Origin of the sequence: Kitasatospora griseola, assembly GCF_014648555.1 — a bacterium.
Lineage (GTDB): Bacteria > Actinomycetota > Actinomycetes > Streptomycetales > Streptomycetaceae > Kitasatospora > Kitasatospora griseola.
Window position 1 is genome coordinate 161,276 of sequence record NZ_BMRI01000010.1, and the last position, 26,131, is coordinate 187,406.

The 26,131-nt window shown below is 73.5% G+C and carries 20 protein-coding genes; 6 read left to right on the forward strand and 14 right to left on the reverse strand.

The genetic code is table 11. The features are described from left to right. Nucleotides 1–127 precede the first annotated feature (127 nt). The 4 genes from IEZ12_RS15550 (at nt 128) to IEZ12_RS15565 (ending at nt 7,279) form a co-directional block, all read left to right on the forward strand. Complete coding sequence (locus IEZ12_RS15550; protein WP_229847564.1) at nt 128–622, forward strand: hypothetical protein; 495 nt, start codon at nt 128–130, stop codon at nt 620–622. A 408-nt stretch (nt 623–1,030) separates the two neighbouring features. Beyond that, nucleotides 1,031–4,351: a hypothetical protein gene (locus IEZ12_RS15555; protein WP_189272573.1), complete on the forward strand. Its 3,321-nt coding sequence runs from the start codon at nt 1,031–1,033 to the stop codon at nt 4,349–4,351. 101 nt (nt 4,352–4,452) lie between these two features. After that, nucleotides 4,453–5,565, forward strand: coding sequence for an alpha/beta hydrolase family protein (locus IEZ12_RS15560; protein WP_189272574.1), 1,113 nt, complete (start codon nt 4,453–4,455; stop codon nt 5,563–5,565). Nucleotides 5,566–5,941: 376 nt separating this feature from the next. Continuing rightward, nucleotides 5,942–7,279, forward strand: a complete 1,338-nt coding sequence (locus IEZ12_RS15565) for a hypothetical protein (protein ID WP_043910103.1) — start codon at nt 5,942–5,944, stop codon at nt 7,277–7,279. Between the two features lie 61 nt (nt 7,280–7,340). Here the strand turns inward: IEZ12_RS15565 and IEZ12_RS15570 are convergent, their stop codons facing one another. The 9 genes from IEZ12_RS15570 to IEZ12_RS15610 all read right to left on the reverse strand — a co-directional run bounded on the left by IEZ12_RS15570 (nt 7,341) and on the right by IEZ12_RS15610 (nt 18,752). Next, a complete protein-coding gene (locus tag IEZ12_RS15570; protein WP_369880776.1) occupies nt 7,341–8,219 on the reverse strand; it encodes a CDP-alcohol phosphatidyltransferase family protein in 879 nt (292 codons plus the stop codon). Beyond that, nucleotides 8,206–8,883 carry a phosphatidylserine decarboxylase gene (locus IEZ12_RS15575; protein ID WP_043910107.1) on the reverse strand — a complete coding sequence of 226 codons (678 nt, stop codon included), beginning with the start codon at nt 8,881–8,883 and terminating at the stop codon, nt 8,206–8,208. Before IEZ12_RS15575 ends, IEZ12_RS15570 begins: the two co-directional genes overlap by 14 nt. A gap of 436 nt (nt 8,884–9,319) precedes the next feature. Beyond that, nucleotides 9,320–10,522: an acyl-CoA dehydrogenase family protein gene (locus tag IEZ12_RS15580; protein WP_189272575.1), complete on the reverse strand. Its 1,203-nt coding sequence runs from the start codon at nt 10,520–10,522 to the stop codon at nt 9,320–9,322. A 135-nt stretch (nt 10,523–10,657) separates the two neighbouring features. Then, a complete protein-coding gene (locus tag IEZ12_RS15585; RefSeq protein ID WP_043910110.1) occupies nt 10,658–11,155 on the reverse strand; it encodes a MaoC family dehydratase in 498 nt (165 codons plus the stop codon). Nucleotides 11,156–11,158: 3 nt separating this feature from the next. Then, on the reverse strand, nt 11,159–12,118 hold the full coding sequence (locus IEZ12_RS15590; protein ID WP_100589450.1) for an HpcH/HpaI aldolase/citrate lyase family protein: 960 nt from the start codon (nt 12,116–12,118) through the stop codon (nt 11,159–11,161). A 19-nt stretch (nt 12,119–12,137) separates the two neighbouring features. Continuing rightward, nucleotides 12,138–14,162, reverse strand: a complete 2,025-nt coding sequence (locus IEZ12_RS15595; RefSeq protein WP_189272576.1) for an ethylmalonyl-CoA mutase — start codon at nt 14,160–14,162, stop codon at nt 12,138–12,140. Further along, nucleotides 14,162–15,499: a crotonyl-CoA carboxylase/reductase gene (ccrA, locus tag IEZ12_RS15600; protein WP_189272577.1), complete on the reverse strand. Its 1,338-nt coding sequence runs from the start codon at nt 15,497–15,499 to the stop codon at nt 14,162–14,164. The genes IEZ12_RS15595 and ccrA overlap by 1 nt, the downstream gene beginning before the upstream one ends. A 371-nt stretch (nt 15,500–15,870) precedes the next feature. Then, nucleotides 15,871–16,782 carry a TetR family transcriptional regulator gene (locus IEZ12_RS15605; protein WP_189272578.1) on the reverse strand — a complete coding sequence of 304 codons (912 nt, stop codon included), beginning with the start codon at nt 16,780–16,782 and terminating at the stop codon, nt 15,871–15,873. Between the two features lie 194 nt (nt 16,783–16,976). Continuing rightward, complete coding sequence (locus IEZ12_RS15610) at nt 16,977–18,752, reverse strand: 3-hydroxyacyl-CoA dehydrogenase family protein (protein ID WP_189272579.1); 1,776 nt, start codon at nt 18,750–18,752, stop codon at nt 16,977–16,979. A 384-nt stretch (nt 18,753–19,136) separates the two neighbouring features. Between IEZ12_RS15610 and IEZ12_RS15615 the strand changes: the two genes are divergently transcribed. After that, a complete protein-coding gene (locus IEZ12_RS15615) occupies nt 19,137–19,718 on the forward strand; it encodes a Uma2 family endonuclease (RefSeq protein ID WP_189272580.1) in 582 nt (193 codons plus the stop codon). 65 nt (nt 19,719–19,783) lie between these two features. Here IEZ12_RS15615 and IEZ12_RS15620 read toward each other — a convergent pair whose 3' ends face one another. Both IEZ12_RS15620 and IEZ12_RS15625 read right to left on the reverse strand, forming a co-directional pair. Then, nucleotides 19,784–21,271: an MFS transporter gene (locus IEZ12_RS15620; protein WP_189272581.1), complete on the reverse strand. Its 1,488-nt coding sequence runs from the start codon at nt 21,269–21,271 to the stop codon at nt 19,784–19,786. A gap of 124 nt (nt 21,272–21,395) precedes the next feature. Continuing rightward, the gene (locus IEZ12_RS15625) at nt 21,396–22,028 is read right to left on the reverse strand and encodes a TetR/AcrR family transcriptional regulator (protein WP_189272582.1); all 633 of its coding nucleotides are present in this window, start codon (nt 22,026–22,028) and stop codon (nt 21,396–21,398) included. Nucleotides 22,029–22,231: 203 nt separating this feature from the next. Between IEZ12_RS15625 and IEZ12_RS15630 the strand changes: the two genes are divergently transcribed. Next, on the forward strand, nt 22,232–23,542 hold the full coding sequence (locus IEZ12_RS15630; RefSeq protein WP_189272583.1) for a type I glutamate--ammonia ligase: 1,311 nt from the start codon (nt 22,232–22,234) through the stop codon (nt 23,540–23,542). A gap of 22 nt (nt 23,543–23,564) precedes the next feature. On the opposite strand, the gene IEZ12_RS15635 is transcribed toward IEZ12_RS15630, so the two are convergent. From IEZ12_RS15635 to IEZ12_RS15645, 3 genes are all read right to left on the reverse strand, one after another. Next, on the reverse strand, nt 23,565–24,776 hold the full coding sequence (locus tag IEZ12_RS15635; RefSeq protein WP_189272584.1) for a hypothetical protein: 1,212 nt from the start codon (nt 24,774–24,776) through the stop codon (nt 23,565–23,567). Nucleotides 24,777–24,834: 58 nt separating this feature from the next. Beyond that, the gene (locus IEZ12_RS15640) at nt 24,835–25,371 is read right to left on the reverse strand and encodes a SigE family RNA polymerase sigma factor (RefSeq protein WP_043910125.1); all 537 of its coding nucleotides are present in this window, start codon (nt 25,369–25,371) and stop codon (nt 24,835–24,837) included. Nucleotides 25,372–25,493: 122 nt separating this feature from the next. After that, nucleotides 25,494–26,131: DnaJ-like cysteine-rich domain-containing protein (locus IEZ12_RS15645; protein ID WP_229847565.1), on the reverse strand; the 638-nt coding region annotated here is incomplete at its 5' end.

Sequence of the window (26,131 nt, forward strand, 5' to 3'; positions counted from 1 at the left end):
AGGACCGCCCCGGCGACCGCCTGAGGCTGTGTTGGTACCGTCCATGCGCTCCGGCCGTCGCCCGACGGGTCCCGGGCTGCCACTGCATTTCACCGGCCCGGGCGGGCGGGACATCGAGGGAGGCACCGTGCGACAGCTGGTCCGGCGAGCCGCGTCGGTCGTCGTGGGGACGGCCGCGCTGGCGGGGGTCTCGGGGTGTGCGGGTTCGAGCGGTGCCGTCGCCGGGATCTCCGTGACCGAGGACGGGCGGCCGTTGGGGGTGCTGATGGCCTGTGGGCAGCGGATCGACGGCGCGAGCCTCTACACCAGTGAGGGCAGCCACACGGAGACGGTCGGGGAGTGGACCGCCAAGCCGGCGCTCGGGTCCGGGCTGAGCACCTGGGCGTTGGACGCGCCTGCCGAGGGCTGGGAGACGGCCAGGTCCGCCGGCCCGCTCGACGCCGGGACCACCTACCACCTGCGCGGCTGGACCAGGGACGACTCCCGGTCGTCGACCTCCGTCGACTTCACCCCGGAGGACCTGGAGCAGCTCGCGCCGGGACACGTCCGCTACTACGGGCCCACCTCCACGCTCACCGTCCCCGTCGCGGAGTTCGAAGCCACGGCCTGCAAGAAGCACTGACCCCGCTCGGCGCAGCGCGTCCGGCGTCGGCTCGCCGCGCGCGTACGCCGCGAACTTCCGGATACGGGCGGCCAGTTCGGTCTTTGCGTGCTCCTCAGCCCGGCGCGCCAGGCCTTCAGCGCGGACAACCGGTCGGTCCGACGCCGGGTGCCCGCCGCCACGGCCGACCCTGTGGTCGTGTCGACCGGGGACGGCAGTGCAGCGCTCGATCGGTGGGTCGCCAGGCCCGCACGGCAGGGAGCTCCAGTGGAGATCATTCAACTCGCTTTCAGGGATGCTCCGTTGGCGCACCGAAGGGCGGATCGCACCGCGCCTGCCGAGCGCCGCCGCTGCCGCGCCGCCCGGAACGACGGGGCGGCACCCGGGCGACTGGTGCCGGGCCCGGTCGGCCGGTAAGAATCACGCACGATGATCCACACCTCTTTCTCCGCCGACCGCCTGCTCGCCGCCGTGGAGCCGCTGCCCCACGCCGAGCGCCTGCGGACGGTGGCCCGCACCGCCCACGCCCTCGCCGCCACCGGCGAACTCGCCGCCCTGCTCGACGAGCTGGCGGGCCACGGCGGCTACGGCCGACGGCTGGCGGCACTCGCCGCCCAGGCCGGGCGGCACACCGACCACCTCACGGCCCGACTCGCCGACCCCGATCCGGTGGTGCGCCGCTACGCGCAGCGGGCGATCCGTCGGCTGCCGGTGCCGGACGAGGCGGTGGAGCGGGCGGTGCTCGCCGCGCCCACGGCCGTCCGGGGCGAGCTGGTCGGGGCGGTCCTCCGCTCGGGGCGGTCGGAGCTCGCGGAGCGGCTGGTCGCGGCGCTGAGCCGCAGTCACGGGCCGGTGGCCGCCGCGCCGCTGCTGCCGCTGTGCTCGCCCGGGTTCGTGGCCGTCGAACTCCCGGCCTTCGTGCACGCCGTGGACGTCACGGCCGCGCTCGGGCACCGGCATCCGCAGGCCGTGCTGGACGCGGTCGAGCCCCAGCTCGCCGCCCGGGCGAGCCGGCGCGACGCCTGGGCCCGGCACGCCCGGGGCCTGGCCGCCGCAGCCCGGCACCGGCCGCTGCGGATGCTCGACCTGCTGGAACGGTGGCACGGGGGCGGCCTGTCGAACCTGCTGCGCGACCGCCTCGCCGACCTGGCCGACGCCGACGCCGAGCGCACCGTCCGGCTGCTGATCACCGCCGGTCGGAGCCGGCACGACCCGCCGCTGCGCCCGGCCGTCGCCCGCCGCCTGGCCGCGGCCGCCCCGCCGTCGCTGACCGAGCTCGCCCACCAGGGCGTCGGCCACGACCTGGCGCTGCTGCGGGCGCTGCCGCCCGGGCGCCGCACCGCGTTCCACGACGCCGCGCATGCCGACACCGGCCGCCGGTGGGCGGGCCACGCCGATGCGCTCGCCCTGCTGCCCGCCGCCGACCGGTACGTCCGGGCCCGGGCCGGGATCGACCGCCTGCGCCGGGCGAAGGACGGGGGCGACGACAGCGCCGACCGGCTGACCGCCCTGCTGCCGCCCGAGGAGGCCCGGCCCCGGCTGCTCGCCGGGACCGGCGCCCCCGACCCCGAGGACCGGGCCCACGCCTGGCGTCTGCTGATCCGCAACGCCGGCCTCTCCGGCGACCCGGCGGCCGTGCAGCAGCTCCTGACGCTCACCCGCCGCCTGCGCAACGAACAGGACCTGGTCCGTCGGGCCGCGCCGGCCGCCCTAGGCGAACTGTCCCGGGGCCTGCGGGACGAGCACGCGCCCGACCTGCACCGCCTCGCCGAGGACGCGCTCACCGCCCGCGACTGCTCCGACCGCACCCGCGCCGCGCTCACTGCCGCGGCCGTCGCCGTCCTCGGGCGCCACAACGCCGGGACGGCCCTCGCCGACTGGGCCGGCCACGTCCTGGAACGCACCGGCGCGCGCGGCCTGGACCTGCCGCGAGGCAGCGAACGGGCCGTCGTCGAGGCCCTCCGCCCGTCCCTGCACCGCTCGGCCGCGACCGCCGACGCCACCCTGCTGCTCGCCGTCGCCGAGGCGGCCGGCCCCCGGACCAGGCGCACCCTCGCCGACCTGCTGATCCGGACGGTGCGCGGCGGCAGCGATCCGGCCGCCCGCCGCGCGCAGGCCCTGCTGCCCGTCGACCCGGCCGCGCTGCCCGACCTGCTCGCCCTCCTCGACGTGCTGGAACGCGACGCCGTCCAGGCCGGGCCCGGCGCCACCGGCCGCAGCGAACGCCTCGACGGCCTCACCGCCGCCCTGGCCGCCGTCCGCACCGACCTGGTCGACCGCCTGCTGACCGCCCCGACCCCGCCGGACACCGCCACCGCCGACCGCTGGACACCCCGTCAGCAGCAGGCCGCGGCCGCCGGTCAGGCGGCCGTCGCCGACGACCCGCAGCGCCCCGTCGAGGAGCGCGCCGCGGCGCTCCGGGCCGCCGCCCGAATACCCGGCCACGGCGCGGCCCTGCTCCGCCGCTGGGCCGACCACCCGGACACGGTGCTCGCCGAGACCGCGCTCGCCGCCCTGCCGACCACCGACGACCCCGCCGCCGTGCTGCCCGACCTGCTGGCCCGGGCTGCCGACAACCGCGCCCGGGTCGCGCTGCACGCGGCCGACCGCGCCGCCCGCCACACCCCGCCCGGGACGCTCGCCGCCCTGCTGCGCGCGCCGGCACTCGGCGACGCGCCCGCCAGGATCACCAGCCGGAAGCAGGCCGTCCGCCTGGCCGCCCGCCACCTGCCCGCCGAGGCCGCCGCGACCCTCCTGCTGGACGCCGTCCGGGCCCCGGGCGGGCACCCGGACGTCCGCACCGCCGCGCTGGCCGAGACCCTGCACCGGCTCGGCGACCGCCGGGCCGACGACACCCCGGCGCCGGCCGGCGAACTGCGCTGGGCCCTGCTCGCCGAGATCGCCGCCCACGGCACCCCCGACCAGCGCCGACGGCTCACCGAAGTCGACCCGCACCGCCTGCCGCCCGCCGACCACCCCCGGTACGCCGAACTGGTCGCCGGCCTGCTGGAGAGCGGCGACCGGTCGGTCGAGGACGCCGCCCGCACCCGCCTCGCGGACCTGGCCGGGCACGTTCCGCAGGCGGTCGCCGGGCTGGCCCGGACCGTCCTCGATCCGGACGACCGGCGCCGCTGGGAGTCGGCCGCCGAGACCCTCACGGTGATCGCCCTGGGCGACACCCCGCACCCGCTGGGCGGCTGCGCGCCCGGCAGCGTGCTCAGCGGCGTGCTGACCGCGCTGGCGGCGTCCGTCGGCGCGGGGGAGGACCGGAGCCGCGAGCGGCTGGCCCGGTTGCAGAACCGGCTGTTCCTCCACTCCTGGAACAACCCGAACGCCGCGGCGGTGTGCCGGGCCGCCGCCGCCGTCCTGCTGGTCGAGCCCGCGCTGCGCCGGTCGGCCGTGGAGCTGCTGGTCGGGGCGGTCGACGTGAGCGCCGAGGACCTGGGCGACCGGCTGGTCCGGCTGCTGCCGCTGCTGACGGACCGTCCGGCGCTCGCCGTGCGGGCCGCCGAGGAGCTGGGCCGCAAGGCGCAGTACGGGTGGGCGAGGACCGCCCCCGCGCTGGCCGCCGCCCGCCGGCTGGCCCCGGACGGCTCGTTCGCCGGCGGCATGCTCGCCGTCGCCCTGGCCCGGGCCGGCGCCCGCGACCGCTGGTCCGAGCCGTGGCGGGCGCTGCTGCGCGAGCTGCGCCGCCACCCCGAGCCGGACGTCCGAGACGAGGCGCACACGATCCGCACCGACACCGACTGACCGGTCACCGAGCGTCACCCCAGGTGCCGTTCCGATTCGCCGAGCGGTCCGCGGGCGGGTGCACTGGAGGCACAGGACCCGCCAGCCCCCGGGAGACCGCCATGCGTTGGGGAACCGCCGCCGTCGTCGCAGCCGCCGCCGCAGGGACCGGAGCGGCGGCGTTCCTGCTGCTCGGCCGGAAGATGTCGGACCAGGTGGTGCAGCCGGGCGCGGTCGAACCGCCGCCGCCGGTCACCGTGCACGAGCTCGGCCCGGGCCGGGTCACGCTGACCGCGACCCCGGACACCGTCCGCCGCGGCCACTACGCGCTGGAGTGGGGCCTGGGCGGCCACGCCGTGGTCGGCGAGGTGCTCGGCTCCGGCGGCGGGACGGTCACCCGGCGGTTGGAGCGGGCCGAGCACGGCACCCTCGCCGTCGGCACCGAAGTCCGGCTCACCCCCCGGGTGCTGCTCGGCGATCCGCGCACCGCGCTCGGCCTGGACTACTCCGAGACGGCCGTGGCCGGCGAGCTCGGCGCTTTCCCGGCCTGGCGCACCGCCGGCATCCGCGGCACCTGCGTGGTGCTGATCCACGGCGCGGCCGCCGACCGCTCGCAGGCGCTGCCCGTGCTGCCGCTGCTGCACGTGCTGCGGCTGCCCACCCTGACGGTCACCTACCGGGGCGACGCGGGCGCGCCCGCCTCCCCGGACGGCCTCGGGCACTTCGGCGAGACCGAGTGGCAGGACGTCGACGCGGCGATCCGCGCCGCACTCGACCAGGGCGCGGGCCGGGTCGTGCTGTACGGCTGGTCGGTCGGCGCGACCGTCGCGCTGTACACCGCCGCCCGCTCCGCCCGGCGGGCGCAGATCGCCGGGCTGGTGCTGGACTCCCCGGTGCTGGACTGGCCGGAGTCGGCACGCCGGGCGGCCGGCCGCGGCGGGGCGTCCCCGATGCTCGCCGAACTCGGCGCGCTCGCCGCCCAGGGCCGCACCGGCGTCGACCTGGCGGGCTTCGCCCGGATCGCGTCCGGCGCCGACCTGCCCGCGCCCACCCTGCTGCTGCAGAGCCCGGACGACCCGATCAGCCCGTGGGCGGCCGCCGAGCGGCTCGCGGCCGAGCGCGCGGACCTGGTCAGCCTGCACTCGGTGCCACGAGCGCAGCACGCCGCGCTGTGGAACGCCGACCCGGCCCGGTACACCGAGGCGCTGCGCCGCTTCCTCACCCCGCTGCTGTGACCCCGGGAGGGGAACCGGAACCGGTCCCACCGCGTCCTGTTCCCGAACCCGGCGCGGAGCGATCACGTCAAGCGCCATGTCCATGCCGAAAAGCGGAGTGGTTCGTCCCGCTTTGGACCCGCTTGTCCCCCCGCCGTTCGAACGGTTCGGACAATGCGCCGAGACAGCCCGGCAGCCGATGTGACAGAAGGCCCGTGCAAGGGGAAGACTGCACGGCGTGACGTCTCGGAACCCGCGCGACCGTGATGCCCCGCACCCGCCCCACCGCACCGGTGCGACGGTGACCCGTCTGCCCGGAACGGCCGTCGGGCGTGCGGAGGGCACCGTACCCGCAGCCAACCGCCGCCGGGTACCCGCCAAGCCCGGACGGGGCCGAGTGCCCGTCCCGGACGGCTTCCCCGCACCCGCCGAGCTCGCCCCGCTGGCCCGCCGGATGCTCGCCGACGCGGTCCGCGTCGCCCGCTGGGCCGGCGAGCTCACCGAGGTCGACAAGCGCGGCGAACTCCTCCCCGAGGACGCCCGCGCCGCCGGCCGCGCCCTCGCCATGACGGTCGGCGCCGCCGCCAACGCCTGGGGCCAGGCGCTGCTGGTCGGCCTGGTCGAGCTCCGCGACGGCGGCGCCGGGCCCGGCTGGCGGCTGCACGCCTGGGAACGCGACGACGAGGCCGTGGTCCGCGGCTGGTCCGCGCTGTTCGACGCCTGGACGCTGCTCGCCCCCGTGCCGCCCGCCGCGCTGCGCGGCGTGTTCGCCCAGCTGGCCGGCCAGGCCGTCGACCAGGCCCCGCAGCTGCTGTCCTTCCTGCACCTGGTGGACGGGCCGGTCGCCGACAGCGAGCTGCTCGAACTGCTCCGCCGCGGCCTCGACGAGCGCCGCCTCGGCCCCGGCAGCGGCACCTTCCCGCTCTCCCCGGTCCCGCACGCCGCCTCCGCGGTCTCCGCGGTCCGCGGCACCTGCCGGGAACCGCAGATCGACACCCCGCACTCGCCCGCCGAGGTGGCCGCCGTCCTGGACTGGATGCTCGACGGCCTGGCCGCCGTCGGCGCGCTCGGCCGGCAGGACGAGGCCGCCGAGCTCTCCCCGCTCGGCCACTGGGCGGTGCGCGCCAAGCTGGAGGAGATCTGCACCGTCGCGCAGACCGCCGCCGGGCACATCGAACAGAGCGCCCTGGAGCTGCTCAGCGCCTGCGCCGACTACAGCCCCGGCCCGGCCCGCGCCGAGTTCCGCGCCTGGGTCGCCGCCCGCCCCGCCGACCGGGCCGTCGCCGAACTCCTGGAAGCCGCCCGCGGCGAGGACGCGCTGGTCCGCGGCCTGGCCTTCGAGGCGCTGCGGGTGGTGGCCGGCTCCACCGCCGAGCAGGGCGTCCGGGCCGCCGTCGAGGAGGCCGTGCTGCGGCCCTACGCGCTGCTCTGGCTGGCCGAACAGCTGGACGAGGGGGGCGCGTCCCCGGCCGACGTGCTCGGCGCGGAGGACGCCGCCTGGCTCTGGGTGGACACCGCCGCCGCCGTCCTCGACCACGGCGAGACGGACCTGCTGGTCGGCCACGTCGAGGGCGCGTCGGCCGGCGAACCCGTCCGCCTGTTCCACCGCGCCCGCCAGTCCGGCCACCCGCGCGCCGCGAGCGTCCTGACGGCCGTCGCCTCGGTCCACCCCGACCCGGCCGTTGCCCGCGCCGCCCGTCGCAGCGCCTTCTCGGTGCACACCGGCGGGGCCTGAGCCCGGGTAACGCGAAAGCCCCCCGTTCGATTCGAACGGGGGGCTTTCTGCTGTGTGAAGGTCAGCCTCGGTTCTCGGCGCGGCGGGCGCGGACGACGCCCACCTTCTCGCCGACCTTGCGGCGGATGACCAGCAGCGGCGCCATCGCGGCCAGCGCGATCTGGGCGAGCGCGCCGATGTGCATCAGGGTGTCGCCGCCGGGCAGGCCCGCGGCCCAGGCCGCCAGGCAGCCGATGGAGACCACGATCCAGGCCACCGTCGCGGTGGCCAGCAGGCCCTGCGGCTTCGGGTACTCGATCCGGCTGACCATCAGGTAGGCCACGCCGAAGATCAGCAGCAGGCCGGGGAGGAACGGCGGGTCGAGCAGCACGATCGCGATGACGGTCATCGCGCCCATCGGGCAGGGCATGCCCTGGAAGATCCCCGGTCGCATCTTCACGGCCGAGAACCTGGCGAGGCGCAGCACCACCGCCAGCAGCACGGTCAGCGCGATGAACGCGGACAGCTGCTGGTTGGAGCCGGAGGAGACCAGGCCCCACACCGCGACGAAGTACGCCGGCGCGATGCCGAAGCTGATCAGGTCGGCGAGGTTGTCGAGCTCGGCGCCGAGCGCGGAGGAGCGCAGCTTGCGCGCCACCAGGCCGTCGAAGAGGTCGCACATGGCGCCGATCAGCAGCAGCGTCACGACGGTGGCGGCGCTGTGCTTGACCGGGGCGTTCGACTCACCGGTGAGGTGCGGCATCAGGATGCCGGTGGTGGTCGAGTAGATCGCCAGGAAGCCGCAGACGGCGTTGCCCAGCGTCAGGAAGTCGGCGGTGGACAGGTGCTGCGGGGAGCGGGGGGCGCGGAGTTCGCGGTCCCGCGCCCAGCGGCGTCGGCGAAGTTCGGTGGATTCCTCGTCACCGAGGCCCACGAGGGTCTCCGGATCAGTCACGGTCAAGGCGAGTCACCCCGGCGGTCGTCTTCTGGCCGACCGTGACGCCGACCTCGACGCCCGCCGGCAGGTAGGTGTCGACGCGGGAGCCGAAGCGGATCAGGCCGACCCGCTCGCCCTGCTCGACCTTGGTGCCGGCGTCCATGTAGGGGACGATGCGGCGGGCGACGGCGCCCGCGATCTGCACCATCTCGATGTCGCCGAGCTCGGTGTCGAAGTGCCACACGACGCGCTCGTTGCGGTCGCTGTCCTTGTTGAACGCCGGGACGAATCCACCGGCGATGTGCTCGACGGACGTCACGTTGCCGGCCAGCGGCGCGCGGTTGACGTGGACGTTGAGCGGGCTCATGAAGATCGCGACGCGGGTGCGGCCGTCCGGCCACTCGTCGATGGATTGGACCACGCCGTCGGCCGGGGAGATCACTCTGCCGGCACCGATCTCACGCTCGGGGTCGCGGAAGAACCACAGCATGCCCGCGCTGAGCGCGCAGGCCGGCACGGCCGCCAGGGCCCACTTGCCGGAACGCCGGGTGAGGGCGGTCGTCACGGCGGCGGTGGCCAGCGTGGGAACGAACCAGGGGGTGGCACCGCGCGCGATGGTGACGCGGGGACGCCGACCCTCGGGGGCGAATCCCTGGGCGGAGGTGTGAGAGGACGGGCTGATGGGCATCGAGGACCTTTAGTCGCGGGCCCCGCGCGGGGAACACAGAATGGCCCCTGGACGAGGGCCACCGCGGGGATCGAGTTGTCTGGGACGGCTGCTGTCCCGGTGGATGCTATCGGGACCTGCCGGTATCTGGGCAAGCCGCCTGCTAGTGGAACTACGCCTGCCTGCCGAGTCGGGCACCTGCTATGTGTACGACCGTAACCGGACCGAGTCCGGTTCCCCAAGAGGTCGCGGGTCACGGGTGATTCACGTCTCAGCGACACGCCGGTCACGGGCCGTGCACGGAAGCGGTCGCCCGGCGCGTACCTGGGGAAACGCGCCGGGCGACCGCATCGAGTGCCGTGCCCCGCCGCGGTCCGGCTGACCAGGCCGGGGGCGGGCACGGCCGGGCCGGCGGCGGGCCCGCACGCCCGCCTTCCGGCCCGGTACGGGGACTGCCTCAGTCGGCGAGCCGGTACTCCTCCAGCAGGCGGCGTCCCACGATCATCTTCTGGATCTCCGCCGTACCTTCACCGATCAGCAGCATCGGGGCCTCCCGGTACAGCCGCTCGATCTCGTACTCCTTGGAGAACCCGTAGCCGCCGTGGATCCGGAACGAGTCCTCGACGACCTCCTTGCAGTACTCGGAGGCCAGGTACTTGGCCATGCCGGCCTCCAGGTCGTTGCGCTGCCCGCTGTCCTTCTTGCGGGCGGCCATCACCATCATCTGGTGCGCGGCCTCGACCTTGGTGGCCATCTCGGCGAGCTTGAACTGGATCGCCTGGTGCTCGGCGATCTTCTTGCCGAAGGTGGTGCGCTGCTGGGCGTAGGCGATGCCCAGCTCGAACGCCCGGCGGGCCACGCCGCAGCCGCGGGCGGCCACGTTGACCCGGCCGACCTCGACGCCGTCCATCATCTGGTAGAAGCCCTTGCCGGGGACGCCGCCGAGGATCCGGTCCGCCGGGACACGGACGTCCTGGAGCACCAGCTCGGTGGTGTCGACGCCCTTGTAGCCCATCTTCTCGATCTTGCCGGGCACGGTGAGGCCGGGGACGGTCTCGTTCGGTCCGAAGCCCGGGGTCTTCTCGATCAGGAAGGTGGTCATGTTCTTGTAGGGCGTGTTGCCGCCCTCGTCGGTCTTGCAGAGCACCGCGACGACGGACGAGGTGCCGCCGTTGGTCAGCCACATCTTCTGGCCGTTCAGGACGTAGAAGTCGCCGTCCTTGACGCCCTTGGTGGAGATCGCCGAGACGTCGGAGCCGAGGGCCGGCTCGGACATCGAGAAGGCGCCGCGCAGCTCGCCGGCGGCCATCTTCGGCAGGAAGTAGTCCTTCTGCTCCTGGGTGCCGTGCGCGTTGATCATGTGCGCCACGATGAAGTGGGTGTTGACGATGCCGGAGACCGACATCCAGCCGCGGGCGATCTCCTCCACCACCAGGGCGTAGGTGAGCAGCGACTCGCCGAGGCCGCCGAACTCCTCGGGGATGGTCAGCCCGAACAGGCCGAGCTGCTTCATGCCCTCGACGATGGCGGTCGGGTACTCGTCCTTGTGCTCCAGCTCGGTCGCGACCGGAATGATCTCCTTGTCGACGAAATCCCGCACGGTGGCGAGGATGTCCCGCTGGATCTCGGTGAGGCCGTCGGTCTGTGCGAGGCGTCCCATCGTGCGGCTCCGTGACTGCTCAAGAGGGGTGGGGTTGGGGGGCTCCGCGGCGCGTGGCTGCCGCGGAGCCCCCGGGAACCGGGTAGGGGCAGGGCCGATGACGGCGGCCCGCCCGTCCGGGGTCTGGAAGGGGCGTCAGGCCAGCGGCTCGGGGCGTCCCGGCTGCTCGCCGCCACGCTCCTTGACGTACGTCTCGGTCGGCACCATCACCTTGCGGCGGAAGATGCAGACGACGGTGCCGTCCTGCTTGTAGCCCTTGGTCTCGACGTACACGATGCCGCGGTCCGGCTTCGAGGTGATGTTCTTGGCCAGGACGGTGGTCTCGCCGTAGATGGTGTCGCCGTGGAAGGTCGGCGCGATGTGGCGCAGCGACTCGATCTCCAGGTTGGCGATCGCCTTGCCGGAGACGTCCGGGACGGACATGCCCAGCAGCAGCGAGTAGACGTAGTTGCCGACCACCACGTTCTGGCCCTGCACGGTGGTGGTCGCGTAGTTGGCGTCCAGGTGCAGCGGGTGGTGGTTCATGGTCAGCAGGCAGAAGAGGTGGTCGTCGTACTCCGTGACGGTCTTCCCGGGCCAGTGCTTGTAGACCGCGCCGACCTCGAACTCTTCGTAGGTGCGTCCGAACTGCATGGCTCAGCTCTCCGGGATCTCGAACTTGGTGGTGCGCTGCATGCCCGCGGCGCGGCCCTTGCCGGCGATGACCAGGGCCATCTTGCGGCTGGCCTCGTCGATCATCTCGTCGCCGAGCATCGCGGAGCCCTTGGCGCCGCCCGCCTCGGAGGTGCACCAGTCGTAGGCGTCGAGGATCAGCTCGGCGTGGTCGTAGTCCTCCTGCCCGGGCGAGTAGATCTCGTTCGCGGCGGCGACCTGGTCCGGGTGCAGCACCCACTTGCCGTCGAAGCCGAGGGCGGCGGAGCGGCGGGCGACCTCGCGGTAGCCCTCCTGGTTGCGGATCTGCAGGTAGGGGCCGTCGATGGCCTGCAGGTCGTTGGCGCGGGCGGCCATCAGGATGCGCATCAGGATGTAGTGGTAGGCGTCGGCGCCGTAGCCGGGCGGCTGCTCGCCGACCACCAGGGACTTCATGTTGATGGAGGCCATGAAGTCGGCCGGGCCGAAGATGATGGTCTCCAGGCGCGGCGAGGCGGCGGCGATCGCGTCGACGTTGATCAGGCCCTTGGCGTTCTCGATCTGCGCCTCGATGCCGATCTTGCCGACCTCCAGGCCGACGGTCTTCTCGATCTGGGTGAGCAGCAGGTCCAGGGCGATCACCTGCTGGGCGTCCTGCACCTTGGGCAGCATGATGCAGTCCAGGTTGTTGCCGGCGCCCTCGACGACCGTGATGACGTCGCGGTAGGTCCAGTGCGTGGTCCAGTCGTTGACCCGGACGACGCGGGTCTTGCCGCCCCAGTCGCCGTTGTTCAGGGCGTCCACGATGGTGTGGCGGGCGCTCTCCTTGACCAGCGGGGCGCAGGCGTCCTCCAGGTCCAGGAAGACCTGGTCGGCGGGCAGGCCCTGGGCCTTCTCCAGGAAGCGCGGGTTGCTGCCGGGCACGGCCAGGCAGGAACGGCGCGGACGGAGACGGTTCACAGTCATTGGGGAGTTTCCTTCCGGGTCAGCTGGTCGCGGCGGTGGTCGCGGCCCACGGCTGAAGCCTGTTGGCCAGCCGGATCTCGTCCACGATCCGGCCGATGATGGTGGTGATGCCGAAGTCCTTGGGTGTGAACACGGCAGCGACTCCGGCGCCCTTGAGGGCCTCGGCGTCCGCTGCGGGGATGATTCCACCCACGATCACCGGCACATCCTCCACCCCGGCCCGGTTCAACCGCTGTATGACGTCGGGCACAAGCTCCGGGTGCGCGCCGGACAGGATGGACAGGCCCACGCAGTGCACGTCCTCGGCGACGGCCGCGGAGACGATCTGTTCGGGCGTCAGTCGGATGCCCTGGTAGACCACCTCGAAACCGGCGTCACGGGCCCGCACGGCGATCTGCTCGGCGCCGTTGGAGTGCCCGTCCAGGCCGGGCTTGCCGACCAGCAGGCGGAGCTTGCCGGTGCCGAGTTCGGCGGCGGTGGCGGCCACGGCCTCGCGCACGGCGGCGAGTTCGCCGCCCGGCTCGGCGGCGACCGCGACCGGCGCGCCGCCGACCCCGGTGGGGGCGCGGTACTCGCCGAACACCTCGCGCAGCGCGAACGACCACTCGCCGGTGGTGGCGCCGGCCCGGGCACAGTCCAGGGTGGCCTCCATCAGGTTCTCCTCGGTGCCGGCCACCTCCTTCAGCCGGGCCAGCGCGGTCTGCACCGCGGCCTCGTCCCGGCTGCCGCGCCAGGCCTCCAGGTTGGCCAGCACGGAGCGCTCGGACGCCGGGTCGACCACCATGATGGCGGTGTCCAGGTCGGCGGTGAGCGGGCTGTCCTCGGTGGTGTCGAAGCAGTTGACCCCGACGATCCGGTCCTCGCCGGCCTCGATCCGGGCCCGCCGGGCGGCGTGCGAGGCCACCAGGTTGGACTTCAGGTAGCCGGACTCGACGGCCGGGATCACCCCGCCCATCCCCAGCACCTTGGCGATCTCCGCCTCGGCGCCGGCCAGCAGTTCCTCGGTCTTCGCCTCGACCACGTGCGAGCCGTTGAACAGGTCGCCGTACTCCAGCAGGTCCGACTCGTACGCCAGCACCTGCTGGATGCGCAGCGACCACTGCTGGTCCCACGGCCGCGGCAGGCCCAACGCCTCGTTCCAGGCCGGGAGTTGGACGGCACGCGCGCGGGCGTCCTTGGACAGCGTGACGGCCAGCATCTCCAGCACGATGCGCTGGACGTTGTTCTCCGGCTGCGCCTCGGTCAGGCCCAGCGAGTTGACCTGCACGCCGTACCGGAAGCGCCGCTGCTTGGCGTCCTCGATGCCGTAGCGCTCGCGGGTGATCTTCTCCCACAGCCGGTTGAAGGCCCGCATCTTGCACATCTCCTCGACGAAGCGGACGCCCGCGTTGACGAAGAAGGAGATCCGGGCGACCACCTCGCCCATCCGCTCGGCCGGGACCTGCCCGGAGTCGCGGACGGCGTCCAGGACGGCGATCGCGGTGCACATCGAGTAGGCGATCTCCTGGACCGGGGTGGCCCCGGCCTCCTGCAGGTGGTAGCTGCAGATGTTGATCGGGTTCCACTTCGGGATGTTCGCGACCGTGTAGGCGATCATGTCGGTGATCAGCCGCACGGACGGGCCGGGCGGGAAGACGTGCGTCCCGCGCGACAGGTACTCCTTGACGATGTCGTTCTGGGTGGTGCCGGTGAGCCCCGCGATGTCCGCGCCCTGCTCCTCGGCGACCACCTGGTACAGCGCCAGCAGCCACATGGCGGTGGCGTTGATGGTCATCGAGGTGTTGGTGCGCTCCAGCGGGATCCCGTCGAACAGGGTCCGCATGTCGCCCAGGTGCCCGACCGGCACGCCGACCCGGCCGACCTCGCCGCGGGCGAGGACGTGGTCGGAGTCGTAGCCGGTCTGGGTCGGCAGGTCGAAGGCCACCGACAGGCCGGTCTGGCCCTTGGCGAGGTTGCGCCGGTACAGCGCGTTGGAGTCGCTCGCGGTGGAGTGGCCGGCGTACGTGCGCATCAGCCAGGGGCGGTCGCGTTCCTGAGCGGCCATCAGACGTTCCGGAAGCGGTTGATGGCGGGCAGGTGCTTGGCACGGAGCTCGTGGTCCCGCACGCCCAGGCCCTCCTCGGGGGCCAGGCAGAGCACGCCGACCTTGCCCTGGTGCTTGTTGTGGTGCACGTCGAGGGCGGCCTGTCCGGTCTCCTCCAGCGCGTAGACCTTGGAGACGGTCGGGTGGATCTTGCCCTTGGCGATCAGGCGGTTGGCCTCGAACGCCTCGCGGTAGTTGGCGAAGTGCGAGCCGACGATGCGCTTGAGCGACATCCACAGGTAGCGGTTGTCGTACTGGTGCATGAAGCCGGAGGTGGAGGCGCAGGTGACGATGGTGCCGCCCTTGCGGGTGACGTAGACGGACGCGCCGAAGGTCTCCCGGCCGGGGTGCTCGAAGACGATGTCGACGTCCTCGCCGCCGGTGAACTCGCGGATCTTCGCGCCCAGGCGCTTCCACTCGCGCGGGTCCTGGTTGTTCTCGTCCTTCCAGAACTTGTAGCCCTCGGCGGACCGGTCGATGATCGCCTCGGCGCCCATGGCCCGGCAGATGTCGGCCTTGGCGTCGTTGGAGACCACGCAGATCGGGGTGGCGCCGCCGGCCAGCGCGTACTGGGTGGCGTACGAGCCGAGGCCGCCGCTGGCGCCCCAGATCAGCACGTTGTCGCCCTGCTTCATGCCCGCGCCGTTGCGCGAGACCAGCTGGCGGTACGCGGTGGAGTTGACCAGGCCCGGGGAGGCGGCCTCCTCCCAGGTGAGGTGCTTGGGCTTGGGCAGCAGCTGGTTGGTCTTCACCAGCGCGAGCTGGGCCAGGCCGCCGAAGTTGGTCTCGAAGCCCCAGATGCGCTGCTCCGGGTCCATCATCGTGTCGTTGTGGCCGTCGGGGGACTCCAGCTCGACCGACAGGCAGTGCGCGACGACCTCGTCGCCGGGCTGCCAGGCGTTGACGCCGGCGCCGGTGCGCAGCACCACGCCCGCCAGGTCGGAGCCGACCACGTGGTACGGCAGGTCGTGACGCTTCGTCAGCGGGGAGAGCCGGCCGTAGCGCTCCAGGAAGGAGAAGGTGGAGACCGGCTCGAAGATCGAGCTCCACACGGTGTTGTAGTTGACGGCGCTGGCCATCACGGCGACCAGGGCCTCGCCCGGGCCGACCTCGGGCAGCGCGACGTCGTCCAGGTGGAGCGACTTGCGCGGGTCCTTGTCGCGGCTGGCGAGGCCGGCGAACATCTGCTCCTCGTCCTTGTGGAGCGTCACGGCCCGGTAGGACTCGGGCAGCGCGAGGCCCGCGTAGTCGGCGGACGTGGCGTTGCCGCTGAGGATCGCGTCGAGAATTTCCTGCATGGCTGCCTCCGAAGGCGTACCTGTGCGAGGGACACAGGGCGTCTGGGGGAGCCGGGAGCGGACACCGGCTTCGCTGAGGGTCTGAGGGGTCGGGTACTGCGGTGGTGCGACGAAAGGGTGGAGTCGCAGGTGCGTGTCCCCCCAGGTCGGGGGACGCCGGACGACGGCGCGCCGAGGTGGGGAGCCGCGGCGCCGCGACCGGTGGCAACAAGGTAGTGGCACCCTGTGCCACTCGTAAAGACACGGGGTGCCAACTTCTTGAGTGAGCCAGGACACGCCGGTCGGAGGGTTGACGGGAACGCCCGAAGGCCCGCTCCCGAAACCGGGAACGGGCCTTCGATTCTGCTTGTCGCCTGCTGAAACTGCCTGGATTACATGGTGTTTCGACCCGCCAGCGCGGCCCGGATCGAATCCACCACGGTCTCCAGCGGGGCGTCCGTGCGGGCCACTGTGATCAGTACCTCACCGCTCGGGCTGGCACTCAGTGCGCTCACGGCAGCGGAGTCCTCCGGCGTCACTCCGTCACCATTGGCACCGGGTGCCAGCGTGGTGCCGCGGCGGCGGGCGCCGCTCGGCGGGGTCGGCCAGAACGTCCCCCGGATCACCTCGAAGGAGTGGTCGAGCTGCGCCTCCACGTCGCCGTGCCCGCCGGCCCGCAGCCAGCGCCGCAGCACGTGGTTGTGCGCCGCGACCACCGCCGCCGCCGACACCTCGGCCAGCATCGAGTCGTCGTCCCCGCCGCGCTGCCAGCCCGGCGGGGTCTGCTCGGCCGCGTCGAACCGGCCCAGCAGGTAGCGGGTGAACAGCCGCTCGTACCGGGAGACCACCGCGATCTCCCGCTCGCGCAGCGCCGGGACCTGGCGGATCAACTGGTAGCGGGCCACCGACATGTCCGGGGTGGAGGCGTACATCCGCAGCACCTCCTTGATGCCCCGGCACACCACGTCCAGCGGGTGTTCCTCCGCCTCGGCGCTGGCCAGCAGGTCGGCCACCCGCACCAGGGTGTCGTCGTGGTCCGGGAAGATCGCCTCCTCCTTCGACCGGAAGTACCGGAAGAAGGTGCGCCGGGCCACCCCGGCGGCGGCCGCGATCTGATCGACCGTCGTCTCCTCGTACCCCTGGGTGGCGAACAGCTGCATGGCCGCCGCCGTGAGGTCCTGGCGCATCTGCAGCCGCTGGGCGGCGGCCCGGCGACTGCCCGCCCCGGACTCCACCCCCGACCGCGACTGGTCCGGCCCGGCGGCCGGCTGCTGCTGCTGGGAAGGCGAGGTCTGGCGATCCATGTCCGGAACGCTACACGCCCCCGGCGCCGCCCCCGCCGGCCTGGCCCTGCGCACCGGCGCCGCGGGCGGCACCACCGCGGGTCGCGGCCACCGCGAGGAGACCGTGCCGGCACCCCAAGGTGGCCTCGGCGCAGCCGGGTTGACGCCCTCGCCGGGCGGCGGCCGGTGGCCCGGCGAGGGTGCCGGACGGCCGGTCATCGCCGTGCGTGGTCGCGGAAACCGCGACCGGTCTTGCGGCCCAGGCAGCCCGCCGCGACCAGGTGCTCCAGCAGCGGCGCGGCCGCCAGGCCCGGCTCGCGGAACTCCTGGTGCAGCACCTTCTCGATGGTCAGCGACACGTCCAGGCCCACCACGTCCAGCAGCTCGAACGGGCCCATCGGGTAGCCGCAGCCCAGCTTCATCGCGGTGTCGATGTCGTCCACCGTCGCGTAGTGCTCCTCCAGCATCCGCACCGCGTCGTTCAGGTACGGGAACAGCAGCGCGTTCACGATGAAACCGGCCCGGTCGCCGCACTCCACCGGGTGCTTGCGCACCTTCGCGCACAGCTCCAGCACGGTCGCCGTGACGTCCTCGGCGGTCAGCACCGTGGAGACCACCTCGACCAGCTTCATGGCCGGCGCCGGGTTGAAGAAGTGCATGCCGATCACGTCCTGCGGACGGGAGGTCGCCGTCGCGCAGGAGATCACCGGCAGCGAGGAGGTGGTGGTGGCCAGCACCGCGCCCGGCTTGACGATCCGGTCCAGGGCGGTGAACAGCTCGCGCTTGACCGCGAGGTCCTCCGCCACCGCCTCCACCACCAGGTCCACGTCCGCCAGGTCCTGGTAGCCGCCGGTCGGGGTGACCAGCGCCAGCGCCGCGTCCCGGGCCTGCTCGGTCAGCCGGCCCTTGGCCACCGAACGCTCCAGCGACTTCGCCAACTGGGCCTTCGCCCGCTCCGCCTTCTCCTGGCTGCGGGCCGCCAGCAGCACCGGGAGGCCCGCCTTCGCGAACACCTCCACGATGCCGGTCGCCATCGTCCCGCTGCCGCACACGCCGACACTGCGCACCTCGCGGCCGGCCGGGCGGGCCTCGGCCGCCGCGGCCTCCTCGGCCACCGGCGTCGACGAACCCGGGGCCTCGTAGGTGTAGAAACCGCGGCCCGACTTGCGGCCCAGCAGGCCCGCCGCGACCAGCTGGCCGAGGATCGGCGCCGGGGCGTGCAGCCGGTCCTTCGACTGCTCGTACATCGCCTCCAGCACGGTGCGGGCGGTGTCCACGCCGATCAGGTCCAGCAGCGCCAGCGGACCCATCGGCAGGCCGCAGCCCAGCCGCATCGCCGCGTCGATGTCCTCCCGGGTGGCGTACCGGGACTCGAACATCGCCGCCGCCTGGTTCAGGTACGCGAACAGCAGGCCGTTGGCGATGAACCCCGCCCGGTCGCCCGCGGCGACCGGCTCCTTGCCCAGGTCCCGGGCCAACTCGGCGACCTGCTCGGCCGCCTGGGGGGACGTCAGCACGGTGCGGACGACCTCGACCAGCTTCATCGAGTGCACCGGGTTGAAGAAGTGCACCCCCAGCACCCGCTCCGGGCGGGCGGTGGCCGCCGCGATCCGGGTCACGCTCAGCGCGGTGGTGCCGGTCGCCAGCACCGTCTCCGGCGGGCAGATCCGGTCCAGCTCGGCGAACAGGCCGCGCTTGAGCTCCAGGTCCTCCGGGACCTCCTCGATCACCAGGTCCGCCTGCGCGGCCGCGGCCAGGTCGTCACCGACCTCGATCAGCGCGAGCAGCGCAGTGCGCTCCTCGGCCGTCAGCCGCTCGCGGGCCACCGCCCGGGCGGTGGACGCCTCGATCCGGGCCAGCGCCCGCACCGCCTGGGTCGGACCGGCCTCCACGCCGATCACCCGACGGCCGCTGCGGGCCACCGCCACGGCCACCCCGGCACCCATGGTGCCCAGGCCGACCACGGCAACAGTGGGGAAGGGACGCTCCATTGTCCAGACTCCTTGTCATGGGCCCGCGCCGACGGCCCCCGCCACCGCCCGGGCAGCGGGCGTGACAGGGGAGGGTGTGCCGACGGCACGGGAGAAATGAGGGGGAACGGAAGAAGAACAGCGGCGACCCCGCGGTACGGACCGGTCCGCTCCGGTTCCGTCGAGGGGCAGTGCCGTGGTGCTCAGGCGCTCCGACAGGATCATGAAGCGACGCCGACGCGCACACGAGAGAAGAGACGCAGCCCACCGGTGCGGCTCCCGAAGCCCGGCGCTGGCGCGTGCCGACACTGTAGCCCAGCTACTGGCGGGTAGGAAGGGGGAGTTGGCGGCAGGCCGGGTGTCGAGGTGCCCATACTGTGGCCGCAGCTCTCCAAGGAGGACACCATGGCTGTCATGACGACCGAACGCCCTCAGATGGAACTCGCCCAGTTCAGAGAGATCGCCATAACGGCGGAGCGGGAAGAGGTGGTGCTCGAGTTCATCAACGGCAGGATCGGAGTCAAGCCGGTGCCCGACGGCGACCACGGCGAAATCATCATGTGGCTGTTGGAGCGCTGCATGGCCCAGCGCCCGGACCTGCGGCTCTATCCGGAGCAGGGGCTGCAAGTGGCGAGCTACCGAAACGGATTGGCCAAGCCGGACGGTTCGCTCGCGCCCCGGCGCACCTTCGCGGGGCAGGGGGAGTGGGCGGACCCGGCCGGGGTGCTGATGGTGGTCGAGGTGACGTCGTACGATGCCGACGCCAATCGTCGCGACCGCCTGGAGAAGCCGCGGGCGTACGCGGAGACCGGAATCCCGGTGTTCCTGCTGGTCGACCGGGACGAAGGCTCGGTGACGGTGCACAGCGAGCCCTCGAACGGCCGCTATGAGAGCGTCGTGACGCTGGCCTACGGGCACGTGGTGCAGCTGCCGGAGCCGGTGAACGTCACGCTGGAGACCGAGGAACTCAAGGATTTCAGCCGCTGACTCCGCATGCGGAACGGCCCCGCCCGGAGGGTTCCGGGCGGGGCCGTTCGTCTGGTGATGCGGTGTCAGTGCGCCATGACCGGGACGGCGTCCTCGATCTCGGCGGTGGAGTCGTGGTGCTCGGGCTTGCCGGCGTTGATCAGGGTGAAGGCGGTGAGGGAGGCCAGGGCCATGATGCCGACGGCCCACCAGATCGCGACGGAGTAGGAGTGGACCTGGGCCTGGAGCGCGAACAGCTTCGGGTCGGTGGCGGTGGCCGCGTGGGACTTGGCCCACTCGGTGCCGGCGCTGTGGGCGACGGTGCTGAGCAGGGCGGTGCCGATCGCGCCGCCGACCTGCTGGGAGGTGTTGACCATCGCGGAGGCGACGCCCGCGTCGCGGGGCTGGACGCCGTAGGTGGCCAGGCTCATGGCGGGCATGAAGGCGGTGCCCATGCCGAGGCCCATCAGGATCAGGCCGGGCAGGATCTGCCAGTACGAGGTGCCGACGTCGATCCGGGTGAGGATCAGCAGGCCGAGCGCGGCGACCAGGAAGCCGGGCGCCATCAGGTAGCGGGCCGGGACCCGGGTCATCAGGCGGGCGCCGATCTGGGTGGAGCCGGTGATCATGCCGGCCACCATCGGGAGGAAGGCGAAACCGTTGACCAACGGCTTGTAGCCCAGCACGCCCTGCATGTAGAGGGTGAGGAACAGGAACAGGCCGAACATGCCGATCACGGCCATGCCGAGCGAGAGGTAGACGCCGCCGCGGTTGCGGTCGGTGAGGACGCGCAGCGGCAGCAGCGGGGCCTTGACCCGGCTCTCGACGAACGCGAACGCGGTGAGCAGCACGGCGGCGGCGACGAACAGGCCGATGGTGCTGCTGTCGCCCCAGCCCTCGCTCTCGGCGCGGGTGAAGCCGTAGACCAGGGAGACCAGGCCGGTGGTGACCAGCAGCACGCCGGGGATGTCGAGGCGGTTGCGGTTGAGGCCGACGGCGGGCTCGCGGATCACCAGGATCGCGCCGGCGAGGGCGACCGCGGCGAACGGGATGTTGACGAAGAACGTCCAGCGCCAGTTCAGGTACTCGGTGAGGGCGCCGCCCAGGATCAGGCCGATCGCACCGCCACCGCCGGCGACGGCGCCGAAGATGCCGAACGCCTTGGCGCGCTCCTTGCCGTCGGTGAACATGACCGCGAGCAGCGACAGCGCGGCGGGGGCGAGCATCGCGCCGAACACGCCCTGCAGGGCGCGGGCGCCGAGCAGCATGGAGGTGTTGACGGCGGCGCCGCCGAGCGCGGAGGCCGCGGCGAAGCCGACCAGGCCGACCATGAAGGTCCGGCGGCGGCCCCACAGGTCGGCGAGCCGGCCGCCGAACAGCAGCAGCCCGCCGAAGGCCAGCGCGTAGGCCGTGATGACCCACTGGGTGGTGCTGTCGGCGAAGCCGAGGTCTTCCTTGGCGCGCGGGAGGGCGATGTTCACCACGGTGGCGTCGAGGACGACCATCAGCTGGGCCAGCGCGATGAAGAGCAGAGCCTTCCAGCGACGTGGATCCGGCTGGAGGGTTTCGGACATGGAGGTACCCACCTGTGTGTGCGAGAGCGTACGAGACGTGCGAAAGCGTGCGGTCGGCAGCCGGCCCGGTCGGGCGGTCTGCCGCAAGTCGTGTGTGCGGAGCGGAAGTCGAGCGCGAGGAAGGTCAGGCGCGCTGCGTGAGGTCCTCCAGGGTCACGGCACAGCCGGGCAGCGTGGACGGGGCGGCGGCGCGCAGCCCGTCCAGCAGGAGCTGGAGGTGCCGGTGGACCAGTCGGTCCAGGTCGAGGCAGGCGGTGCCGGGGAGCGGTCGGGTGAGCTGGGAGACGGCGACCACGATGTCGCCGGCCCCGATGTCGGCGCGGAGCAGCCCGTCGGCCTGCGCGCGGAGCACCAGGTCGTCGGTGGCCTGCTTCATCTCGGCGCGGGCGTCGGCGAGTTCGGGGTCGTTCGGGTCGATGGTGCCGGACAGCAGGGAGCACAGCGCGCCGATCCGTTCGTCGGCGGCGGCGTGCACGAAGCGGCTCAGCGCGGCGAAGGAGTCGGGCTCCTCGGCGGTGGCCGCGTGCGCGTGCGCCACGATCCGGTCGATGACGGCGAGCGACACCTGGTGGATCAGGGCGCGGCGGTCGGCGAAGTTCCGGTAGAGCGTGGCATTGCCGACGCCGGCCCGGCGGGCGATCTCGTCGAGCGGGGCCATCGCCCCGTACTCGACGAAGGCCTCGCGGGCCGCGGCGACGATCAGTGCGCGGTTGCGGGTGGCGTCCGCGCGCCGGCGGGGAGCGGTGACGGTGGTCATGAGTGCGGTGCTCCCTTCGAGCGGCGAGCGGCAGAGAGTGGGGAGGTGTTCCCCGGTTCTGCTTGGACAGAGGTTCAAACGGGGACTCGGTCCCCGGAATTTCATCTTTTTATGTGAGCTGCGTCACATTCAGGTTTGCACGGACGAGTGACGTCTCGGCCCGGTCGCCCGCGCACCGCATCGCCGCAGGCCAGCATGGGCGCATGAGCACCGTGAAGCCGCGCGCCGAGCGCGCCGCCGAGGCCCGGTTGGCCGCCACCAGGATCGAGGCCGAGGGCGTCGACGGGGTGATCGTCGGCTGGGTCGACAACTCCGGGGTCACCCGGGTCAAGTCCGTGCCCGTCCGCGGCCTGGAGAGCGCCGCCCGGTGGGGCGTCGGCGCCGCGCCCTGCTTCGACGCGTTCCTGGTCGACGACTCGCTCGCCCCGTCCGGCAGCCCGGTCGGCGACCTGCGGCTGGTGCCCGACCTGGCGGCCCTGCACCGGCTCGCCGCCCAGCCCGGCTGGGCCTGGGCCCCCGGCGACCGCTGGACCCAGCAGGGCGAGCCGCACCCCGGCTGCCAGCGCCGGTTCGCCCGCCGCACCGCCGAGGCACTCGTCGAGCGCGGGCTGACGGTGCAGGCCGGCATCGAGGTCGAGTGGATCGTCGAGGGCGGCGAGGCCGGCCCCGCGTACGGCATGCGCCGCCTGATCGGGAACAGCGACTACCTGCGCGACCTGCTGCGCACGCTGCGCGAGCAGAAGGTGACGGTGCTCCAGCTGCACCCCGAGTACAGCGACGGCCAGTTCGAACTGTCGGTCGCCCCCGGCGGGCCGGTCGAGGCCGCCGACACCGCCCTGCTGGTCCGGCACACCGTGCAGGCCGTCTCGCTGCGGCACGGGCTGCGCGCGAGCTTCGCGCCGCTGGTCGCCGCCGACGGCGTCGGCAACGGCGGCCACCTGCACCTGAGCCTGTGGCGCGACGGCCAGAACCTGGGTCACGGCGGCAGCGGCCCGCACGGCCTCACCCGGGAGATGGAGGCGTTCCTCGCCGGGGTGCTGGCCGAACTGCCCGCGCTGCTCGCGCTCGGCGCCCCGTCGGTGGCCAGCTACCTGCGGCTGGTGCCCGGCCACTGGTCGGGCCCGCACCGCTGCTGGGGGCTGGAGAACCGGGAGGCCGCGCTGCGGCTGATCACCGGCTCGGCCCCCGAGCAGGCCAACGCCGAGATCAAGTGCTTCGACGCCGCCGCCAACCCCTACCTGGCGGTCGGCGGCGTGCTGGCCGCCGGCCTGGCCGGCCTCGGCGACGCACTGCGACTGCCCGCCGAGACCACCGGCGACCCCGACGGCGTCGCCGAACGGCTGCCCGCCACGCTCGGCCAGGCGGTGGACGCGCTGCGCAAGTCCCAGGTGCTGCGCGCCGCGATGGGGGAGTCGCTGTGGCAGGCGGTGATCGACGTCCGGGAGGCGGAGATCGCCCGATTCGCGGACCGCCGCCCGGCGGAGATCATCGAGGCGGTCCGCTACCGGTACTGACGCCCCGCCGGCGGGGCCGCGCTCAGCTCGGCGCCGGCACCGTCCAGCCCGGGCACAGCGCGATCGCGGTCAGCTGATCCAGCGTCAGCAGCGGAGCCTGCCCGGCGTCGGGGTTGCCCGCGCCCGCCGGGTTGACCGCCGTGACCCGGACGCGGGCGCCGTCGGAGCGCAGCACGTCGACGATCGTCTCGGTGGCGCCCTGGGCGTTCGGGACCGGGCGGGCGGTGACGCTGCGGACCAGGGTGCCGTCCGGCAGCGCGGGGGCGCCCGCGAACCACTCCCGCACCGGCGCGCCGGCCTGCTCCTGCTGGACGGTCAGGTCGACCGTCCGTCCGCCGTCGGCCAGCGTCGCCGACTGCAGCTGACCGCTGTCGGTGCTGGACAGCACCTTCAGCCCGGCCGGCAGCAGATCGGGCTGCTTCGTCCGGCCGCCCGCGGGGTTCGACGTCCGGTGTGTGGCCGGTCGCAGCGCATCGAAGGCACGCCACCAAGGGTCGACGGCCAGCGCACGGAGCCGGTCGACGGACAGCAGCGGGTCCGGCCGGGTCGGATCGCCCGACGTCGTCAGGGAGTTGAACGACGCGACGGTGATCCGCATCCCGTCCGGGGCGTTCAGCTCCACCTCGGTGAACTTCTTCTTCGGCTCGGGGTCCGGGGCGGTGAACTCCGTGACGGCCACCTTGGTGCCGTCGGGTTCGACCGTCTCCTGGCACTCCACCCCCTTGATGGGGTAGCCGGGGCACGCGCGCGACGGCCCCCACCCGGTGGTGTTCATGATGTTCACCGTCAGCAGGCTCGGTCCGTGCCCGTCCTCCAGCGTCAGTTCGGCCCGCGCGATCCCGGACTCGAAGGCGGCCGTGCCGTGCGTCGTCCCGGTGGAGCGGACGATCCGCAGATCCGCCGGCAGCCGCTCCGCCACCGCCGAGACCAGGTGCGCCTCCTGCGGGATCCGGCCGGCGTCCGGCGTGTCGCTGACGGGCGGGGACGGGACGGGCGAGGCCGCCGGCCCCGTGCTGTTCGTCTGCAGCGCGGACGGCAGGACGGCGGCGCCCAGCCCGCTCACCGCCAGCACGGCCGCGGCCGCGCCCAGCGCCAGCCGGCGACGCTGACGGCGGCGGCCCCGGGTCGCGCCGCCCATGGCCAGTCGCGGGGTGTCCGGGACGAAGCTCTCCCCGGTCTCGTGGAAGACCTGGCAGAGCCGGTCCTCGAAGTCGTGCTCGGGCAGTGCGGGCATGCGTGATCACCGTCTCCGGGGGCAACAGGGGAAGGACAGGACGGGCACCGAACGGGCGTCAGCGCCGGGCGAGGTCGGCCAGGCCCTCGCCCAGCAGGGTCCGCAGCCGGGCCAGCGCCCGGGAGGCCTGGGAACGGACCGCGCCCGGACGGCAGCGCAGGATCTCCGCCGTCTCCTCGACACTGACGTCCTCCCAGTACCGCAGCACCAGCACCGCACGGTCCCGCGGCGCCAGCTGGGCCAGCGCCTGGAGCAGCGTCATCCGCAGCGTGCTGTCGTCCTGCGGACCCGGCAGGTCCGGCAGTTCGGCGACCGGGCGCTCGGTCGAACTGCGCCGCCGGTGATGGTCGATGAACTGCCGGTACAACACGCCCTGCGCGTAGCCCGCCGGATTCTCGATCGCCCGCCCGCCGAACAACCGCCCAGGGCGACGCCACACCACGTACATCCGGCTCAGCGTCTCCTGCACCAGGTCCTCGGCGAGATGGGTGTCACCGCCCGTCAGCAGACAGGCCGAACGGTACAGCGCGCCGGACCGGTTGGCGGCGAACTCCGCGTACTCCAGGTCGCCGCTGCGCCCTGCTGCTCCTGCCACGTCTGCTGTTCTCCCCCGGCTCCGTGCCTTGTCACCCTTCAGACGGAACGGACCGCCGGGGGCGTCACGGGGCCGACGCGGAAATTTCTGCCGGACGCCGCCGGATCGCGGCGGGTCGGACCTCAGCGGGCCGGGCGCTCGCCCGCGCCGCGGCAGAACGGGCAGGCCCGGCTGCCGTGGCAGTCGCCGCAGCGGGCCCGGCCCTCGGTCCGGCCGCCCCAGGTGACGCCGCCCATCGTCCAACCGCGGCCCCAGCAGCGATCGCACCAGCCCAGGCCCTCGCACTCCGGGCACAGTTCGTAGCCGGGTTGGACGTCCTCCGGCGCGAGCAGCGGCTCGGGGCGGACGAACACCTCCGGCAGGTGCAGCGCCATCGGCTCCAGGTCGGCCCGGCCCAGCGTCAGGCCGCGCACCGGGTGGAAGTGCAGCCGGATCGTCATCCCGTCCCGCCACGCGTGCAGGACCTTCGAACCGGTCTCGGTGCGCTCCACCGTCCGCTGCCAGTCGGCCAGTTCGGACTCGGCCAGGGCCAGCGGGTCGGGGTCGGTCGGGGTGCGGTCGAAGGCGACCTGGCGGTGGTGGCCGAAGCTCAGCGGATTGCCGAACGCGGTGATGTCCGGATGCTCCGGCAGCACGGCCGGCGGAGCCATCCCGGGCGCCACCGCCTCCAGCAGCGCCGCGAACTCCGCGTACAGCCGCTCGCCGCGCCGCCGCAGCTCCTCCGCCGCCCCGGGTATCTCCTCGGCCGCCATCGTCCGCC